Consider the following 18,123-nt stretch of genomic DNA (forward strand, 5'->3'; position numbering starts at 1 on the left):
GAAAATTATTATTTTACAATAATAATTTTCGCCTCTATTATCAGCACAAAACGTGCTCTCTGTACGAAATCCTTTGTATTATACTCGAAAATCTAAGATTTGTCAAATGGGGTATTTTGTTAATCAGCCCATCAAATTTAGCTCTTCCGGCTGTACCATGCCGGTTTGAATGGCGCGGTCACGCAAAAAGATATACAGCTCTGCCATGCTCGCATAAAAGTACGGCAGAACCGAGCACATTGCTAAAGAAGTAAGTATATCAATCACAATCTCAGGTATATGAAGCATCCCCAAAACAATAATTCCCAATAAAATTAGGGCAAACCAGCCAAGGAAAGAGAGGGTTAAAACAAATATAGAGGCCTTTTCCCCGTCCGTCATCATGCGGCTAATTTGCCGTGCTCTGCTACCCGAAAGCTTCGGATTGTCGGACAATAAGAACGGCACCAGAATGTACTGGAAGGCTTTGTAAATACCGGGAATAATCAAAAGCAGCGTCCACAGCCCAATAAATAAGCTCGTCACAAAGCTGGTAAAAACAACATTGCCATACCCATTGCGAAAGCCCATGAATACATCTGTAAATTTACCTGCATGAAAGCGGTTGCGCACAAAAAAGCCGTGCAAACCCACAATAAGAGGCAACATAATAAAAACGTTAAACAAAAAGTATGACAAGCTGTAAGCGGTAAAAACATTTCTATCAACCAAACGAATACCTGCCGCAACGCCATCTACCCATTTTTGATATATTTCCGAATAGCCAGTCACCCACTCCAACAATGGGGGAACGAACATGATCATTGCCGAAACAAGATATGCCACCCAGTACTTTCCACCGCGAATTGCCTCCTTGGCGTTACTTTTTAGAATTGGTCTACTCCACATAAACGAATCCCCTTTCGCTATTTGTTTATCATACGAATAAAGGAACGGCACTATTCCACCGCACTGCCTTCCCCTATTCGAGTTTTTTCGCAGGAATATGGCTCTTTTTGCCACATTATAACATTGTAATGACATCTTTTTATTCTTCCAGCCTGTTTTGCAGGCTTCGAACCAAAACATTTTTATAAAAAATTATATTATAATTAAGAATGGCCTATTGCCATATTATTTTATTTCTTGATACTTATTTCTTTCCCAAATAAAAAAGGAACAAGGGATCAGTTCATCGGCGATTTTCTCCGACCCTGCCTGATCCCTTGTTACCGATTGTAATCTTAAAACAAAAGCAATGTAATTCGCTTATTCAGCGTATTTATCTTCGTCGCTCCAAGAATACATCTTGCGCAGCTCTTTACCCACAGACTCAAGCTGATGCTCGCTTTCGATACGGCGGCAAGCATTAAAGTGTGCGCGGCCATTCTTGTTCTCTGCAATCCACTTGCCGGCAAAGGTACCGTCTTGAATCTCGCTGAGAACCTTCTTCATTTCTTTCTTAGTTTCTTCAGTAATTAGGCGTTTGCCGGTCTCATAATCACCAAATTCCGCTGTGTCAGAAATGGAATATCTCATCATGGAGAAACCGCCCTTATAAATAAGGTCTACAATCAGCTTCATTTCATGAATGCACTCAAAGTAAGCGTTTTCAGGGGCGTAGCCAGCCTCTACCAATGTTTCGAAGCCTGCCTTCATCAGAGCACATACACCGCCGCACAGAACAGCCTGCTCACCGAAGAGGTCTGTTTCTGTTTCATCACGGAAGGTTGTCTCCATAACAGCAGCGCGTGCACCACCAACACCTGCACCATAAGCGAGGGCGACGTCGAGAGCATGGCCAGTGTAGTCTTGCTCAATTGCCACGAGGCAGGGAACACCCTTGCCCTCCTGGAACTCGCTGCGAACGGTATGGCCGGGGCCCTTCGGGGCAATCATGAACACGTCCACAAACTTGGGGGGCTTAATCTGGCCAAAATGAATGTTAAAGCCATGAGCAAATGCAAGAGCCTTGCCATCGGTGAGATTCGGCTCAATGTCATTCTTGTACATCTCTGCCTGACGCTCATCGGGGATAAGAATCATGATAATGTCCGCAGCTTTCGTCGCCTCGGGAACGTTTAGAACCTTAAGGCCCGCCTTCTTTGCGCGCTCTGCGCTTTTGCTGCCTTCATAAAGGCCTACTACAACATCAACTCCACTGTCATGCAGGTTCAGCGCATGAGCGTGACCCTGGCTGCCATAGCCAATAATCGCTACGGTCTTCCCCTTAAGTACGTTAATATCGCAATCGGCTTCATAATAAATCTTTGGCATAACATGTTCCTCCTTCAGCAGGTATAAAATTTATAGACAGAGTTCAAGTTTCATTTGCTAAGTCCGCTTAAACGCTCTGTTTTCTGGTAACCTGGGGTCCTTGCTCCAGTGCAACGGTGCCAGTACGTGCAATTTCTTTTAAGCCGTAGGGCTTAAGTAGGGTAAGCATAGTCTCAATCTTCTCTGCGGTATCTGCAAACTGTATGGTAAGTGAGGTTAAAGAAACATCTACCACACGTGCCCCAAAGAGCTCTGCAATTTGAATAATCTCAGGGCGGTACTGCGGGGTGCAGCTCACCTTAATGAGGGCAAGCTCACAGCTAATAAACGGGCCGGTATCGTCAAGGCGCTTTACCTTGATAATTGGAATCAGCTTATTGAGCTGCTTTTCCACCTGCTCCATCACATATTCATCACCGTTGACGACAATCGTCATGCGGGAAATAGCCGGGTCTTCCGTTACTCCCACGGCAAGGCTGTCAATATTAAACGCACGGCGAGAAAACAAACCAGAAACTTTCGACAATACGCCGGGCTGGTTTTCCACCAAAACGGAGAGTGTATATTTCATAGTAGCGCCCTCCCTCTCAAATAGACGGCAAGGTTGGGTCAACCTTGCATACTAGCAGATATGGCTTATCGGAAGCGAGCATTACCTTGGCAAGCTCTTCTGCTTCGGGGTTATTCTCCGCCTGTGCGGATTCCATTCCGTAAGCTCTTGCCAATGCCACAAAATCGGGGTTCCCGTGCAGCACAGTGGCCATATGCCGCTTGCCGTACATTTTATCTTGAATTTCCCGAACCATGCCGAGGTGACCGTTTTCCATTACAATAATTTTAACGGCTACATCGCTCTGCATGATGGTACCTAACTCGCACATCGACATTTGGAACGAACCATCCCCGCATACGGCAACTACCTGCCTTTTGGGCTTCGCCAGCTTTGCTCCAATCGCCGCGGGAACGGAATACCCCATGGTGCCAAGGCCGCCGGAGGTTAAAAAGCGCCCTTCTTTCACATTAAAGTTGTTAACAGACCAAATCTGGTTCTGTCCAACATCCGCTACGAGGATGGCATCTTCCTCCATCATGGAAGAGAGAGTACGCATAAACGAGCGGGGTTCCACAAAATCCTGAGAAGGCTCGCCATGTGGAACCTCCGACTCCCGAAGCTCGTGAACACGGCTTAACCATTCCTTTGGAACCGCGCAGCTTACTTTATCGGTAAGGCTCTTGAGTACTAAACGAATATCGCCAACAATCGGAATATGCGCGGTAATGTTCTTGCCGATTTCCGCCGGGTCAACATCAATGTGAATAATCTGCGCCTTGCCGCCCAGCATTTCTGGGGCTATAATGGCTCGGTCACCCACACGAGCGCCGCATAAAATGACGACATCTGCGTTGAGCAAAGCCTGATTTGCACTCTTTTTGCCGTGAGAGCCAACCATACCAAGGTAAGAGTCGCTATCCATGGGAATAACACCGATTCCCATCATTGTAGACACCACCGGAATACCTGTTTTCTCTGCCAAGTCCATCATTTCTTTTCTGGCACCAGCCAAAACCACACCACCGCCACAACAAATCAATGGACGTTGAGCTGTGGCAAGCACCTCAATCGCGCGCTTAATTTGCAGGGCATGTCCCTGCGTTCTGGGCTTATATCCAATAATATCCGCATGCTGCGGGTATTTAAATTCTTTAATTTCATTCTGCTGTACATCCACAGGCACATCAATGAGTACCGGGCCGGGTCGGCCGGTAGTTGCAATATGAAACGCTTCCTTAAAAACGCGTGGCAAATCAGCCGTATCCTTTACTAAGTAGCTGTGTTTGGTAAAGGGCTCACACGCACCGGTAATATCCGCTTCTTGGAATACATCGCGGCCAAGCAGTTCCGAACGGACCTGCCCAGTGATGGCAATGAGCGGTACCGAATCCATATACGCAGTTGCAATGCCGGTAATCAGGTTGGTCGCACCGGGGCCAGAGGTGGCAATGCACACACCGGGTTTACTGCTCGAGCGGGCATAGCCGCTCGCAGCGTGAGCTGCGTTTTGCTCTTGCCGTACCAATACATGTTGGATGGAGGACTGCGATAGTAAGTCGTAAAAAGGACAGATTGCCGCACCTGGATAGCCGAATGTAAGGACGACTCCTTCTTCCTCCAGGCATTTCACCATGATTTCCGCTCCGCTTATCATCGTACTCCACCTTCCTAGAATAAAATTTTAATAAAATGTCGGAACTTATCGCTATCTCTGTCTTCAAATTATTCAAAAAAATTATACCCTTTATTTCAACATTGAAATAATCTCTAAAAAAGACATAGAGAAAATCGGTGGTTTTCGATTTGTCTCAACGCAACTGAAAAGCCACCGATTCATAGCTCAACAAGTTAAATTACCTTTAATTATAATATGATACTTCAACCGAGTCAACAAAAAAAGCGGTGTACCGCTCCCCAAAGGAAGGCGATACACCGCGATACTTTTGTGCAATTCTTCTTATTTCACCAAAGATTTCAGTGTTTCAATCTGAGCAGGAGTCAGGTCGATGATGTCACTGTTCTCCATACCGGTAGAAACATCCTCAATCAGAACCATCTTGGTGTCCTTTTGAGTCACAGTATTGTGCCACAGGGACTGAGGGATATTGTAAACCTTGAACGGCTCCATCTCCAGTGCTTCCATCTTCAGCTCGCCGTCAACCTCTTCTGCACTGATGAGAGTGCAGCGGCCGCTGAGCAGCACAAACAGCTCGTCGGTCTTATTGTGGCGCTCTAGGCAGGTGGTACCGGTAATGTCGTTAGCGGGCTTCCAGTTCTTAATGCCGATCGTCCATTTCTCGTTCTCGTAGACTCTCTGCATGCCTTCGCCGTTCATTTCAAAGCTTTGAATTTTCATGGTTGTGTCTCCCTCTTATTTCAGCAGTGCCTTTGCTTTGGCTACAATGTTTTCCGGAGTCAGGCCGTAAATGCGGAACAGGTCTGCCGGCTTGCCGGATTTACCGAATTTATCCATAACACCAACGCGGTCAAACTTCGCGTTAGATTTACCAGCCAATGCCTCTGCAACAGCAGAACCCAAGCCGCCAATGATGGAGTGCTCTTCTACCGATACGATAGCGCCGCACTTCTCAGCCATCTTCAAAATGGTCTCGTCATCGAAAGGCTTAATGGTGTGAACATTCACAACCGCAGCGCTAATTCCATCTGCAGCCAGCATTTCAGCAGCCTTAAGTGCTTCCGGAACCATCAAACCAGTGGCAACGAGGCAAACGTCAGAGCCGTCTTTCATAATGTTTGCTTTACCGGGAATGAAGGGGGTATCATCTTCGGTAATTACATCGCAAACCGGGCGGGCAACGCGAATATAAACAGGGCCGTCAATTTCTGCCGCAGCAAAAACAGCCTTCTTTGTTTCAATGGGGTCGCAGGGAACAAAAATGGTCATGTTCGGAACAACGCGCATCAGAGCCAAATCTTCAATGGACTGATGGCTGCCACCGTCTTCACCAACGCAAAGACCGGAGTGAGACAGACCAAATTTAACATTTGCATTTACATAGGCAACCGAGTTACGAATCTGCTCGTAAGCGCGGCCGGTACCAAACAGAGCAAAGGTGCTTGCAAAGGGAATGAGGCCGGAATGAGCAAAGCCCGCAGCTGCGCAAACCATGTTTGCCTCAGCAATACCAAAGTTAAAGAAACGATCCGGATAGGCATCCAGGAACATGCTGCTCATTGTGGCGTGTGCCAAGTCGGCATCCATAGCCACAACTTTATCATTTTTAGCGCCTAGCTCAACAAGAGCCTCACCATATGCTACTCTTAACGATTTTTTCTCAGCCATTGATCTCAACCCCCAGTTCCTTCATTGCAGCTGCAAAGTCGTCGTTGTTCATCGGCTTGCCGTGCCAGCCGTGGTTATCTTCCATAAAGGAGATACCGTGGCCCTTGTGGGTGTGGCAGCAAATGAACTTCGGCTTACCAACTACCGGCTTATTGATTGCTTCGGTAAGCGCATCAATATCGTGGCCGTCTACTTCCAGGCATTCAAAGCCGAATGCACGGAATTTTTCAATGGGATCACCAACGCTCATAACCTGATCGTTGCTGCCGTCTATCTGAAGGTGGTTAAAGTCGAGAAGTACCGTAAGGTTATCCAGCTTGTAATGAGCAGCAGACATAGCTGCTTCCCAAACCAGGCCTTCCTGCATTTCACCGTCGCCGATGAGAGCAAAAACCCTGTAATCTGCTTTTTTGTATTTTGCTGCCAATGCCATACCGCCGGCAATTGCAATACCCTGGCCCAAAGAGCCGGTGTTGCAGTCAACACCCGGGGTTTTGGTCATGTCGGGGTGACCCTGCAGGTGAGAATCTGCCTGGCGAAGGTGATTAAGGTCTTCCTTCGGGAAAAATCCTTTTTCGGCCAGAACTGCATAAAGCGTGGGGCATGCGTGTCCCTTACTCATTACAAAACGGTCGCGGTTTTCCATGTGAGGATTCTTCGGATCGTACTTCATTACATTCTCGTACAATGCCACCAAAATCTCTACGCATGAGAGGGATCCGCCGGGATGGCCCGACTGGCAAGCATAGAGCGATTTCAAAATATCGACTCGAAGCTGCTTGGCTTTTGCGTTCATTTCGCTGTTCATTTCGATTACTCCTTTACAATTAACCCTTCACGGCCCCCGCGGTCAAGCCTTCCACCAAACGCTTCTGCGCGAAGAAAAACATGATGCAAACGGGGATGATCGTTATGATTCCGCCAGCAGTTAGAAGATCCCACTGGACCCCCAGCTGACCGATCAGATTTTTTAGAGCCACAGGTATTGTGCGGTTCCCCTCATTGGTGAACATCACGGCGAAAGTGTATTCATTCCAGGAGGTCATGAAGATATACACACCCGTAGCAACAAGACAGGGTACCAGCACAGGGAAGATAATGCGGGTAAATGCCTGCGCGCGATTGCAGCCGTCAACCATAGCGGCTTCCTCCAAAGACAAGGGCAGGTCGTTGATAAAGCCATTAAGCAACCATACCGAGAACGGAATGGTGAACGTGGCATAAGAAAGCACCAAAGATGCGGGGGTGTACAAAAGGCCCATACTACGCATGATAGCATAAAGCGGAATCAACAGCAAGACCGTAGGGAACATGTTATTGGTTAAAAATAACACCATAAATGCTTTTCTGCCGGCAAAGCGATAACGAGAAAACGCATAGGAAGCCAGCATTGAAACGGTCAAGGTAATCAGTGTGGTAATAATCGCAACCACAAAGCTGTTGCCCATGGGCTTTAAAAAGTTAAAATCTACAAAAAGCTTTCTGTAAGATTCAAAAGTCACGTCATGAGGCCAGTAGGTAACTACGCTGCCATAAAGCTCAGATTCCGGCTTAATGGAGGTAACAAACGTCCAATAAAACGGGAAGAGCAACAGCAGTAACATTACAAACAGAGGCAAGTAAAGCAAAAGAAAATTTTGCATGGGTGTTCTTTTATGCTGCATAACTTTACGCCTCCTGACTCGCAAACATATTTTTTAAATACGGAATCGCTACCAGCAACAACAAGAAAGTAAGCAGGAGCGACATAGTAGACGAATAACCCAAGTTCAAAGCATTCGCCTTGTTAAACACATAAACGCTCAGGGTCTGCGATGCGTATGCAGGACCACCGCCCGTCATGTTGAAAATCACGTCCACCGAGTTTGCTACCCAAATAATACGCAGCAAGGTGGTGACGAAAATTGTGTTCTTAATCGCAGGTATGGTAATGCGGAAAAGCTTCTGAAAGCTTGTGGCGCCGTCAATATCGGCCGCCTCATACAGTTCACCGGGCACGCCCTGCAAACCGGCCAGAAGCATAAGGGCAAAGAAAGGAATTCCCTGCCAAATAATCGTAAGAATAACGGACGGCATAACCGTAGAATCCTGTGCTAGGAACGGAATGGGTGCCGAAATAAAACCAACCTTCATTAAAAGGTCGTTGAGCACGCCATAGCTGCCGTCGTAAATCCAGCGCCACATTAAACCAATGAGAACGCCGGGGGTAACCCAAGGAATCAAGCTCACCGCACGCACAACACCACGGCCGCGGAAGCTCTTATTCAAAAGATTTGCCAGAATAAAGCCAAAAACAAACTGGAAACCAACACCGAACACAACCCATAGGATTGTCCTCCAAAGGGATGCCCAGAACAGCTTATCCTGCAGCACATCAATGTAATTGGTAAACCCAACAAACCCGATGTCGCTTGGTCTTCTTAAATCATAGCTTTGAAAGCTCATTAGAACCGCATTAACAGCAGGGATTAAAACAACTGCGATAATAATAAGCACCGCAGGCGTGATCAGCAAATACGGCCAAATATTCGTCTTTTTACGCTGCACTGTAATTCACCTCTTTGAAAGATTGGGGCCGCGGCCGAACCAGATTCTCGACCGGCCGCAGCCCACAGAGCCATTGCTTACCGTTTATTTCTTGCCGTACAGGCCTTCCTGCAGGGTCTTCATGGCGTCAGCAGCGCTTTCTTTGCCAGAGAGGGCAGAAGCAACTGTGTTCGGCCAAATGGTGCTGATCCACTCGGTGGTGGTGTCTTTAATCGGGATAATGCCCGCATAGGACTGACCAGCGATGGAAGCCTTCATGAATTTGTTCTCTTGGAACTCGGGAAGAGCCTGAACGGTTTTGCTTACAGGCACGTTGCCAGTAATTTTGCACCATTTCTCTTGGCCTTCGCCTGCTGCCAGGTAAGAAATCCACTCGAAAGCAGCGTCCTTATTTTTGCTGGCCTGGAAGATAACGTTCTCAGTGTCGCCCATAGAGGTCCACTGGCCCTTGCCCTTGGGGAAGGGGAATGCGTCAACGTCATCACCAAAGGTTTCAACCATGCCCTTGGAAGAGCCGGTGTGGTGAATGGTCATTGCTGTTTTGCCAGACTTAAAGTTTGCAATAATTTCATTAAAGCCGTCCTGTGTAGCGGTCGGAGGAACATAACCCTTTTTGTACAGGTCAATGTAGTCCTGCATGCCCTGAATAGATTCAGCGCTGGTCATGTTCTCAAAGCTGCCGCCACGGCCATTGATGAAGCTGCCCCAAGGCTCTTGGCCGCCCTTTGCACCGCGCATACCAAAACCATAAATATCGGTTTTGCCGTCGCCGTTGGTGTCCATGGTGGTCTTTTTGATTGCCTCAAGGAACTCTTCGTAGGTCTTGGGAACTTCTACGCCAGCCTTCTTGAAGATGGACGGGCGATAGTAAACGTACAGAACCTGAATGTTCCAGGGCATGACATACATTTTGTCAGAACCGCCGGCCTGCTTCATAATTTTGTAGATGTTATCATCGATGTCTGTCTTCTTGTCCCAATTTGCAACGTAATCATCCAAGTTTGCAAGCAGGTTGTTTGCTGTAAACAGCGGGGTCGCCGTCAGCTTCCAAGCTGCGGTGTCGGGGCCGCCGCCGCCCATAACAGCGTTAAACAAGTTCTCGCTGTATGCGCCGCCATCCCAGGGGTATTCTTCTGCTTTTACGGTAATGTTCTTTTTGTTGGATTTGTTAAAATCCTCAACCATTTCCTTCATCTTAGCAGAGTACTCGGAGCTGTCTGCCCAGTACCAATGGGTAATGGTAACCGGTTCGCCACTTGCCGCTTTAGACTCTGTTGCGCTGGAAGCAGCGGGTTGTTTGGCGCAGCCGGCAAACGAGGTTGCCGCGATTGCAAGCGCCAGGGTAAGTGCCAGTACTTTTTTCCTTTTCACTTTCATTCCTCCTAATATTTGGGCTGAGAATCGTCCAAGGCCTGCATAATGTGCCGCCGAGTCTCTTCCGCTGCGGCATCCGGGTTTTTATTCCGTATTGCCTCATAAATGCGGATATGAGCCGCGATTGCGCGCTGATGCGTGCCAGGAACATTCATCGTTTCGAGATATCCTTCCCGAATCGATTCACAGATTAAAGGCAAAATGCGCATTAAAACGTCATTCTGCGTGCACTCTGCCACAGCGGTATGAAAGTCTACGTCGCGCGAAGGGTACTCGAGCCCATTAATGAGCTCCGCGGTTTCCATATCTTCTATCGCCTGGCTGAGCCTGTTAAGATTCTCGCTGGTGGCTCTTTGTGCCGCCAGCCTCGCGATTTGCGGTTCTATCAGAAGTCTGCTTTCGAGCAGGTTTTGAAGCAGCTTATTTGGATTTGCAAAGTGCAGGCCTAAGGGGTCATTCTTCAAGCCGGGGCTTTCAGAGATAAAAGTGCCCTTCCCCCTGTGAATTTCAACAACATTATCGGCAATCATCAGCTTGACCGCTTCCCTTACAGTGGAACGCCCTACGCCAAACATGACCGAAAGTTCCCCTTCACTTGGAAGACGGTCGCCGGGTTTCAGATTTTTTTCCACAATCATTTCCTTTAGCTTTTTGGAAATTACGAGCGGAAGCTCTCTGGTCCCAAACAAAATTTGACTCATGTTCACTCTCCTCGGCTTCCCCTGTTCGGTACATCTTGTTCCCTCTGGGCAAGATTTCGCATCAAACTAGGTTTTTGTGCAATAACACAAATTCAACGACTTGATTATACCAAACACAAAATTGAATTTCAAGACTTTTTATAAATATATTTAGTTTATAGAATCAAATTTATAAAATAACACTAAAAAACTACTAGATGTGATGTGACGTCTGACGACTGACATCCGATTAGATTTTGGCACTACTAAAACAAATTCCAATATTTTCCTGATCTTCTCTTCTTACATTTTATTTCATACCGCTCACGCGCCGTAATCTCACCTCCAATCTTATTGTCTGCAAGCAAATTTAAAACATACGGAACTTTCCCATTCGTTTTATGAAAATTACACAACTCCCAAGCATCATTCATCATCAATTTGTAAACGATTTGAAAACCGCATGTTTCTGCTTGATTATACAAGATTCGACTCTGAATGTCTTTATATTTTATGAAAATCGTTTTTTATAACGATTTGTATTTGAATTTTAGAAAACTCCTCATTGCTTTGAAAATAAAGGTATAATGCGCTCTTTGGCTTGACTTTACTACTACCCACATATAGAATAAAAGCAGAAAACGCACAGTTGTAGAATGCGAATCGAGAAAGGGTGTTTGTTTTGGAAAGTTTTGTGTACCAAGTACCAACCAAAGTGATTTTCGGTAGAGATGCAGAGCTGCAAATTGCACCGGAAGCCGTAACCCGCGGTATAAAACGTACGCTTTTGGTATATGGTGGCGGCAGCGTTGTAAAAAGTGGGCTGCTTGACCGAATGGAAAAATCTTTGGCGGAAGCAGGAATTGAAGTGCAAACCCTTGGAGGTGTGCAGCCGAACCCGAGACTACAACTGGCAAGAATAGGCGTACGGCAGGCACTGGATTTTGGCGCAGATTTGATTCTGGCTGTGGGCGGCGGCAGTGTAATTGACACCGCTAAGGCAATTGCCATTGGTGCCGCAAACCCCGAAACCGACATTTGGGAATTTTGGCTGCGCAAGCAAACCGTTACCAAAGCATTGCCCGTAGCCGTAGTACTTACCATTTCCGCAGCAGGCAGTGAAACAAGTGATTCCGCTGTTTTAACCGACGCAGATTCCAACACTAAGCGAGGCCTGAATACCCCGTTTAACCGTCCGGCATTCTCGGCTCTGAATCCGGAATTAACGATGACCCTTCCCAAATTCCAAATCGCCTGCGGAACCGTCGATATGATGATGCACACAATGGACCGCTATTTTAACCCGGTGGTAACCAACCAAGTAACGGACGAGTTATCAGAAGCCTTGCTGCGTGTCATCATTCGCAATGGCCCTATCGCACTCCAGAACCCGAATGACTATAATGCAATGAGCGAGCTGATGTGGGCAGGCAGCCTTTCTCACAATGAATTAACTGGCCTTGGTGGGCAAAAGGATTTTGCCCCGCACCAGTTAAGTCATGAGCTTAGCGGCCGTTTCGACGCAGCACATGGCGCAGCGCTCTCTGCCATTTGGGGCGCGTGGGCCTCCTATACCCGCCGAATAAATCCGGAGCGTTTTGCACAATTTGGCAAAAATGTATGGGGACTTACCGGCACAGATACAGAAGAGCTTTCGAAAGCTGCCATTGACGCTAGCAACCGTTTCTTCCGTTCGCTCGATATGCCAACGAACTTTACAGAACTAGGCATTGGCGTTCAATCTGACAAAGTAATCGAAGAGCTTGCGTGGAACTGCTCCTTTGGTGAAACCCGCACTGTGGGAACCTTCCAAAAGCTCAACAGCAAAGATATGGAAGCAATTTATCATTTGGCGAATCATTAAATCTGGCTCATACACTTGTATTAGAAGATTATGAAGCTTTACAAACGTCTGCTCTATTTATGAAAGGGGATCTACGATGAAATCAACTTTTCTGCATTTTAACTACAACGTGTTTGACTTGGAAAAAAGCCTCGAATTTTATAGCAAAGCATTAGGGCTAACAGAAAAACGCCGCAAAGTCGCTTCAGATGGTTCCTTTATCCTCGTATACTTAACGGATAGCGAGACTGGTTTTGAATTGGAACTGACATGGCTGCGTGACCGTAAGGAACCCTATAATCTAGGTGATAATGAAATTCACCTTGCCGTGCGTGTTCCAGATAAAAAAGAGGCTTATGAGCTACACAAAAGCATGGGCTGCATTTGCTATGAAAACCATGAGATGGACTTGTATTTTATCAATGACCCGGATGGGTACTGGATTGAGATACTCGATCGTTAAGAGATTTTATAAACACATAAACGTACACCCCCTACTGATAAATTGGTAGGGGGTGTTTTATACTTATAAAATTTCTAAGTTTTTCTTTTACTTGCGGGTAGAAAAATGAAACTGTAAGCCGTTATCAATCCATTATTAGAAAACTCTCACCGGCTTTCTAATGAACTGGTAGCTTTCATATTCTACTTCACAATAATATAAAAGCCCTATTTTTAAAAATCCGACGAAACATGACGAAAGCAGTGATTATGTGATATTTTTTCTCATAATACAAATATATCTTGCAATTATTGGTAAATAATGTTAATATTGACCTTGTAAGGTAATGTAAAAGCAAAGCAGGAATGAGTGCCACCAACACCCACCCCCTGCTACGGAGCCAACGCCTCCATAACAACAGTTTTCACTGCGCTTTGCCACACAATTATAACCCATTATTTCCCTTTTGTATAGAGGGGACAAGAAATGGGGCCTTTGGAATTATGATTGCGAAGCTTGGCAATGTGAGGACTGAAACCGATATGCAATGTATCGCTTGTTGTGGAGTACCCTTCTCGATGAGGGTTTCCGTGACAAGCGCTTTTTTATTGCCTTGCAGACAAAGGCAACGCGGAGCTGGAAATGGAATTCACTTACACAGAAGTGGATTCCCGCACAGTTGTGTGGGTTATGGAGGAAGTAACTTTTGAATCAGCAGTGTTTTCCACTCCCCTGTGGAAGAGCAAAAAAATGGGAGCACCTCTTGGAGCATATGGGATAATAGATTTTTTTCCAGCTTCGCTGCGCTAATGTCTGTAAGCAAGCAATGCCGCACTATCGCCCGTGCGGCTCACGCCGTTCCTTTCATGGAACGGCGTTCTTTTTTGCTCTTTTTTCAGCGCTCTCGCCAACTAGCAGAAACATGCTCGGAAGCTAATTTCTTTTTTCATTTGTGAGCAACAAATCAAAGCCTTACTTGCAATCTGCAACGCACAGGCTTGTTCCTGTGCGGAAATAAAATACAGAGCGGGAGCTCACTCGGATTCTAAAGGCAGAGCCTTTGGTCGTTGAGAGGGAATCCAAAGGGAGAGAATCGATACTCTCCCCTTGAAAGGCCTTCGCCATAGCGCAAATTCTTTTTAACGAAGTCATAATATCTAGAAAGATAAAATTTGGCGCCAGGGTCACAACCCTGGCGCCATAGACCTTGCACCGTAGCGCAAAACAATTGATATTATTCGTAACGCAGTGCCTCAATGGGGTCTAGCTTTGCAGCCTTGTTCGCCGGGTAGTAGCCGAAGAACAAACCAATCGCCATTGAGAAGCCAACCGCTACCACAATAGAACTGATGGTAGGCACAACCGGGTGTTTAATTAAAATACCACCCAAATACCCAAGCGCACCGCCGGTTATAATACCCAAAATACCACCTATCACGCATATAATCATTGATTCCACAATGAATTGAATGCGAATAGCACTGTCCTTTGCACCGAGTGCCTTGCGAATACCAATTTCGCGAGTACGCTCTGTAACGGATACCAGCATGATATTCATAACTCCAATACCACCAACTAATAGCGATATTCCTGCAATTACCGCAATAGCAAGAGACATGGTACTTAAAATATTATTCATTTCAGAAAGCTCAGAGTCAAGGCTGACCGCTCGAATCATAACCTTTTCATTTTTGGCGTAATAGGTATTGTTAAAAAAGTCCATGGTGTCTGCCGTAATTTTTGCGTAGTTTGAGCCCATCAACGCACTTACCATAAAGGTGCTGTAGCCGTCGTTGGAATTATTAATTCGGGTTGCTGCGGCAAGGGGTAAATACATGTTGGTTGTATCACTCTGCCCCATCATCATCTGCATGGTGCCGTTTTCCAGGCTAGCATCCTCATAAATACCGATGATGGTTACGGTTTCACGCCCGGTATCAAGCGAAACCTTTATATCCTTTCCCAAGGGATTGGGATCCCCGGGAAATAACAGCACAGCAAGCTTTTCAGAAATAACCGCTAGATTATTACCCCGTTGTGCGTCGCGGTCTGTAATAAACCGACCACTCTTAATTTTAACATTTTTAGTGATGGCGGCACCGGCGTTTACTCCTGAAACATCTACCTTATACGTTTCTCCTCGAAACTTAATCGTTCCCGAACCAACACCTTGAGTAAGACCTATTCCGTTGATTCGGTCACCGTAGCGCTCCACATATCGATCCAGCATTTCATCGGTAATCATGTCTTCTTCATCCATAGACATGCTTCTTGCATTATCCTTGGGAGATACATAAACCTGAATATTGGTAATACCAAACGTCTCAAGCGCCTCAGTTACAGAGCTTGTCATCGCTGTACCAACGGATGAAATGGCAATAACCGAGCCAATACCAATAATGATACCCAGCATGGTAAGCAGTGCACGCATCTTATTTGAGATAAGGCCCGCTACCGCAAGGCGAACATTCTCCATTAGGTTCATACAGCCGCCTCCTCTTCTGGGCGGCGAGCACGCTCCCGGTTATCCACATCGCTTACGATGTATCCGTCACGAATGGTGATGATACGATCGGTTTCTTGCGCTAGTTCTTGGTTATGCGTAATGAGCACAATCGTCTTTTTCTCTTTTTCATGCAAGGTATGGAATAAATCCATAACCAAACGCCCGGTAGCACTATCGAGCGCACCCGTCGGCTCATCCGCCAAAATAAGGGCCGGGTCGTTTGCCATAGCACGGGCAATCGCCACACGCTGTTTTTGTCCACCAGAAAGCTCGTTTGGCATATGCTTCCCGCGTTCGGACATCTCTACCAGCTGCAACAGCTCCTTTGCCCGCTTTATCCGCTGCGAATGGGGCACCCCTGCATACAGCATGGGAAGTTCCACATTGCCAATCGAAGTAGAACGTGGTATGAGGTTAAAGGTTTGGAACACAAAACCAATTTTTCGATTTCGAATATCAGAAAGCTTGTTGCTCGACATATCTCGTATTGGAACGCCGTCTAGCTCATACTCTCCAGAAGTGGGGCGATCCAGCGCGCCAATCAGGTTCATCAATGTAGACTTACCCGAACCGGACGCACCTACAATCGAAACAAACTCACCTTCGTAAACCGTTAAATCAATTCCATGCAGAATTTCCAGCTCATTTGGTGTACCGAGGTAATATGTTTTTACAATGTTGTGCATCTCAATGATGGTATTCCTGCTCATTACGACGCCTCCCCGGATGCCCCGCTCACTGCATCTGCCAAAGCAGAGGCGCCGTTCGTCACTGTAATAAGCATTCCGGGAGACATCGATTTCGCGTCGGTGATAACCGGCATCCCAGCAGTGAGACTCTCACCGGTAATTTCAATGGCCAAATCGGTTTCTACACCTGTTTTAACCGGAATTGCGACTGCCTGGTACGTATTATCGGCTTGCTTCTGCGGGGTATATACAATTGTTTCCCCCTTCTCATTTGTGGTGAGCGCATCGTAGGGTACAGACAGAACACTGGGTCTTTCCTGCGTAATAATCTTTGCTTTGGCCGTCATGCCAATACGCAGGGGAGTGTTCGGTGTTTGAATGAGAACTTCTGCCTCAAACTCTACGTTATTGTTTGTAGTAGCTGTTGCGGCAGCAGCGGTTTTAGATGAGCTAACACCAATTGCCGCAGGGGAGATTTTCTGCACAATGCCTTCATATTCCACACTGCCCGTAGCGTCTGCCGTAATAATTGCCTTCATTCCCTCTTTCACGGAAGGAAGGTCGTATTCTTTTACTTTTACTTTTACCAGCAAGCCCTGTGTATTTTCAATGGTAAACATTAGGCCGGTTGCGGTTGCATTTTCTTCGGCATACACAGCGGTAATGGTACCGGAGGTAGGCGCTGTTACCGTGCATTTTTTCAGGTTGTCATTAAGCGTGCGAATGTCGGCCTGAAGAGATTCCGTGTTTGCCGCAATCTTTTCAGAGGTAACAGCATCCTTTGCGCTGTTAATGGATTGATTAGCAGCCGTTTGGGCGGCCTCCAGAGAGCGAACGGCGCTGTCGTAAGCAAGCTGAGCATCCTCAACTGCTTTCACATAATTCTTCATCTTATCTGTGGATGCGTTCTTCGCGTCAATAGAAGCGGCATTAAGAGACTTTTGCGCATTGTTATACGCAAGCTGGGCATCCTCTTGAGCTTGACGCAGTACCTTCAAAGATTTGAAACCTGTATTTTCATTTGTAATACCGTTTTCTTCCTCAAAGTCGTCAATTTCCTTTTGCTTTGCATCAATTCTTTCTTGATCTGCCTTGCTATTCTTTAAATCTTTCAGATCATCTTTGAGGTCTTTGAGGCGGTCTTTAAACTCTTTCTTGGCGTCGTTGTATTCCTTGTTTGCTCGCTCATAGGCATTTTTCGCTGTATCGAGAGCAGCATTCGCAGACACCAACTGGTTTTTCATCTCTTGATCAACACGAGCCTGATTCACATCTCGGTCATCAATCGCCTTGCTGAGTGTGCGCTGCGTATTTGTCACCTGGTCTTTAGCAGCATTTATCTGGGTGTTCAGCCCTTGATCCAGATTATTTTTCGCATCCTGGTAACTTTTCTCTGCAATTTGAATTCGCTGCTGCGAGCTTTGGGTACCGGTGCGAAGAGCAATTTGCTTTTGCTGTAAGTTGTTATGTAGGTCAGTTTCATCTAGCTTCGCTAGCAGCTGCCCGGCTGTCACTTTATCTCCTACTTTTACCGGCACGCTCTTTATGGGTGCTGATACCTCAGCGTAAACGTAAACGGAATCCGTACTTTGCACATTACCGCTAGCCTCAACGGTACCGCGCAATGTTTGCTGCGCTAAGGTCTCCGTTTGCACGGGTGTTGCCACAGGGCCTTTGGGAGAGAAAAGGGCATACGCAGCCGCAATTCCAACCACTACGACTCCCGCAATAATAAGTATTTTCTTTTTTTTCACGGCGTTATCCTCCAATGGAAAAATGAGAAACCCTACTCAAGTTGTATTATTTTATTAGTACAATAATACACCAATTTTGAAATAAAATCAATCGATTTCATTCCCATAGGCTCTATTCTTCAGAATTTTACAGAATAGTCATAATTCTGCAATTGTTTGAACACAAAATTGTTAA

Annotated in this window: 16 protein-coding genes; 2 read left to right on the forward strand and 14 right to left on the reverse strand. The window is 46.4% G+C overall.

Annotated elements, in window-relative coordinates:
• Positions 1-123: 123 nt before the first annotated feature.
• The 11 genes from CAN90_RS04985 to CAN90_RS05035 all read right to left on the reverse strand — a co-directional run bounded on the left by CAN90_RS04985 (position 124) and on the right by CAN90_RS05035 (position 10,735).
• Positions 124-888 (reverse strand): DUF975 family protein, encoded by a 765-nt coding sequence (locus CAN90_RS04985; RefSeq protein ID WP_085832720.1) that lies wholly within the window; start codon positions 886-888, stop codon positions 124-126.
• Positions 889-1,248: 360 nt separating this feature from the next.
• Positions 1,249-2,256: a ketol-acid reductoisomerase gene (gene ilvC / locus CAN90_RS04990; protein ID WP_085832721.1), complete on the reverse strand. Its 1,008-nt coding sequence runs from the start codon at positions 2,254-2,256 to the stop codon at positions 1,249-1,251.
• 67 nt (positions 2,257-2,323) lie between these two features.
• Positions 2,324-2,827, reverse strand: coding sequence for an acetolactate synthase small subunit (gene ilvN, locus CAN90_RS04995; RefSeq protein WP_085832722.1), 504 nt, complete (start codon positions 2,825-2,827; stop codon positions 2,324-2,326).
• 16 nt (positions 2,828-2,843) lie between these two features.
• Positions 2,844-4,463, reverse strand: coding sequence for a biosynthetic-type acetolactate synthase large subunit (gene ilvB, locus CAN90_RS05000; protein WP_085832723.1), 1,620 nt, complete (start codon positions 4,461-4,463; stop codon positions 2,844-2,846).
• A 303-nt stretch (positions 4,464-4,766) separates the two neighbouring features.
• On the reverse strand, positions 4,767-5,165 hold the full coding sequence (locus tag CAN90_RS05005; protein ID WP_085832724.1) for a cupin domain-containing protein: 399 nt from the start codon (positions 5,163-5,165) through the stop codon (positions 4,767-4,769).
• 15 nt (positions 5,166-5,180) lie between these two features.
• Positions 5,181-6,113, reverse strand: a complete 933-nt coding sequence (locus CAN90_RS05010; RefSeq protein WP_085832725.1) for a transketolase family protein — start codon at positions 6,111-6,113, stop codon at positions 5,181-5,183.
• Positions 6,106-6,921, reverse strand: a complete 816-nt coding sequence (locus tag CAN90_RS05015) for a transketolase (RefSeq protein ID WP_085832726.1) — start codon at positions 6,919-6,921, stop codon at positions 6,106-6,108. The genes CAN90_RS05010 and CAN90_RS05015 overlap by 8 nt, the downstream gene beginning before the upstream one ends.
• 19 nt (positions 6,922-6,940) lie before the next feature.
• Positions 6,941-7,777: a carbohydrate ABC transporter permease gene (locus CAN90_RS05020; RefSeq protein WP_085832727.1), complete on the reverse strand. Its 837-nt coding sequence runs from the start codon at positions 7,775-7,777 to the stop codon at positions 6,941-6,943.
• 4 nt (positions 7,778-7,781) lie between these two features.
• A complete protein-coding gene (locus CAN90_RS05025; RefSeq protein ID WP_085832728.1) occupies positions 7,782-8,660 on the reverse strand; it encodes a carbohydrate ABC transporter permease in 879 nt (292 codons plus the stop codon).
• 84 nt (positions 8,661-8,744) lie between these two features.
• Entirely contained in the window at positions 8,745-10,031 is a 1,287-nt protein-coding gene (locus CAN90_RS05030) for an extracellular solute-binding protein (RefSeq protein WP_085832729.1), read from the reverse strand.
• An 11-nt stretch (positions 10,032-10,042) separates the two neighbouring features.
• Positions 10,043-10,735, reverse strand: a complete 693-nt coding sequence (locus CAN90_RS05035; RefSeq protein ID WP_085832730.1) for a FadR/GntR family transcriptional regulator — start codon at positions 10,733-10,735, stop codon at positions 10,043-10,045.
• 661 nt (positions 10,736-11,396) lie between these two features.
• On the opposite strand from CAN90_RS05035, the gene CAN90_RS05045 reads away from it, so the two are divergent.
• Both CAN90_RS05045 and CAN90_RS05050 read left to right on the forward strand, forming a co-directional pair.
• A complete protein-coding gene (locus CAN90_RS05045; protein WP_085832732.1) occupies positions 11,397-12,578 on the forward strand; it encodes an iron-containing alcohol dehydrogenase in 1,182 nt (393 codons plus the stop codon).
• A gap of 76 nt (positions 12,579-12,654) precedes the next feature.
• A complete protein-coding gene (locus tag CAN90_RS05050) occupies positions 12,655-13,020 on the forward strand; it encodes a VOC family protein (RefSeq protein ID WP_085832733.1) in 366 nt (121 codons plus the stop codon).
• A gap of 1,213 nt (positions 13,021-14,233) precedes the next feature.
• Here the strand turns inward: CAN90_RS05050 and CAN90_RS05055 are convergent.
• Genes CAN90_RS05055 through CAN90_RS05065 form a run of 3 tightly spaced genes read right to left on the reverse strand, consistent with a single transcriptional unit; the run spans position 14,234 to position 17,948 of the window.
• Positions 14,234-15,484 carry an ABC transporter permease gene (locus CAN90_RS05055; RefSeq protein WP_085832734.1) on the reverse strand — a complete coding sequence of 417 codons (1,251 nt, stop codon included), beginning with the start codon at positions 15,482-15,484 and terminating at the stop codon, positions 14,234-14,236.
• Positions 15,481-16,215 carry an ABC transporter ATP-binding protein gene (locus CAN90_RS05060; protein ID WP_085832735.1) on the reverse strand — a complete coding sequence of 245 codons (735 nt, stop codon included), beginning with the start codon at positions 16,213-16,215 and terminating at the stop codon, positions 15,481-15,483. Before CAN90_RS05060 ends, CAN90_RS05055 begins: the two co-directional genes overlap by 4 nt.
• Entirely contained in the window at positions 16,215-17,948 is a 1,734-nt protein-coding gene (locus tag CAN90_RS05065; RefSeq protein ID WP_085832736.1) for an HlyD family efflux transporter periplasmic adaptor subunit, read from the reverse strand. Before CAN90_RS05065 ends, CAN90_RS05060 begins: the two co-directional genes overlap by 1 nt.
• Between the last annotated feature and the right edge of the window lie 175 nt (positions 17,949-18,123).

Source organism: Clostridium merdae (assembly GCF_900176635.1).
GTDB classification, from domain to species: Bacteria; Bacillota; Clostridia; order Oscillospirales; family Acutalibacteraceae; genus Faecalispora; species Faecalispora merdae.

Excerpts from the sequence above, each read along its gene's own strand:
- ilvC (WP_085832721.1), bottom strand. The coding sequence starts at position 2,256 with ATGCCAAAGATTTATTATGAAGCCGATTGCGATATTAACGTACTTAAG.
- CAN90_RS05055 (WP_085832734.1), bottom strand. The coding sequence starts at position 15,484 with ATGAACCTAATGGAGAATGTTCGCCTTGCGGTAGCGGGCCTTATCTCA.
- CAN90_RS05005 (WP_085832724.1), bottom strand. The coding sequence starts at position 5,165 with ATGAAAATTCAAAGCTTTGAAATGAACGGCGAAGGCATGCAGAGAGTC.
- CAN90_RS05010 (WP_085832725.1), bottom strand. The coding sequence starts at position 6,113 with ATGGCTGAGAAAAAATCGTTAAGAGTAGCATATGGTGAGGCTCTTGTT.
- ilvN (WP_085832722.1), bottom strand. The coding sequence starts at position 2,827 with ATGAAATATACACTCTCCGTTTTGGTGGAAAACCAGCCCGGCGTATTG.
- ilvB (WP_085832723.1), bottom strand. The coding sequence starts at position 4,463 with ATGATAAGCGGAGCGGAAATCATGGTGAAATGCCTGGAGGAAGAAGGA.
- CAN90_RS05035 (WP_085832730.1), bottom strand. The coding sequence starts at position 10,735 with ATGAGTCAAATTTTGTTTGGGACCAGAGAGCTTCCGCTCGTAATTTCC.
- CAN90_RS05020 (WP_085832727.1), bottom strand. The coding sequence starts at position 7,777 with ATGCAGCATAAAAGAACACCCATGCAAAATTTTCTTTTGCTTTACTTG.
- CAN90_RS04985 (WP_085832720.1), bottom strand. The coding sequence starts at position 888 with ATGTGGAGTAGACCAATTCTAAAAAGTAACGCCAAGGAGGCAATTCGC.
- CAN90_RS05050 (WP_085832733.1), top strand. The coding sequence starts at position 12,655 with ATGAAATCAACTTTTCTGCATTTTAACTACAACGTGTTTGACTTGGAA.
- CAN90_RS05060 (WP_085832735.1), bottom strand. The coding sequence starts at position 16,215 with ATGAGCAGGAATACCATCATTGAGATGCACAACATTGTAAAAACATAT.
- CAN90_RS05015 (WP_085832726.1), bottom strand. The coding sequence starts at position 6,921 with ATGAACAGCGAAATGAACGCAAAAGCCAAGCAGCTTCGAGTCGATATT.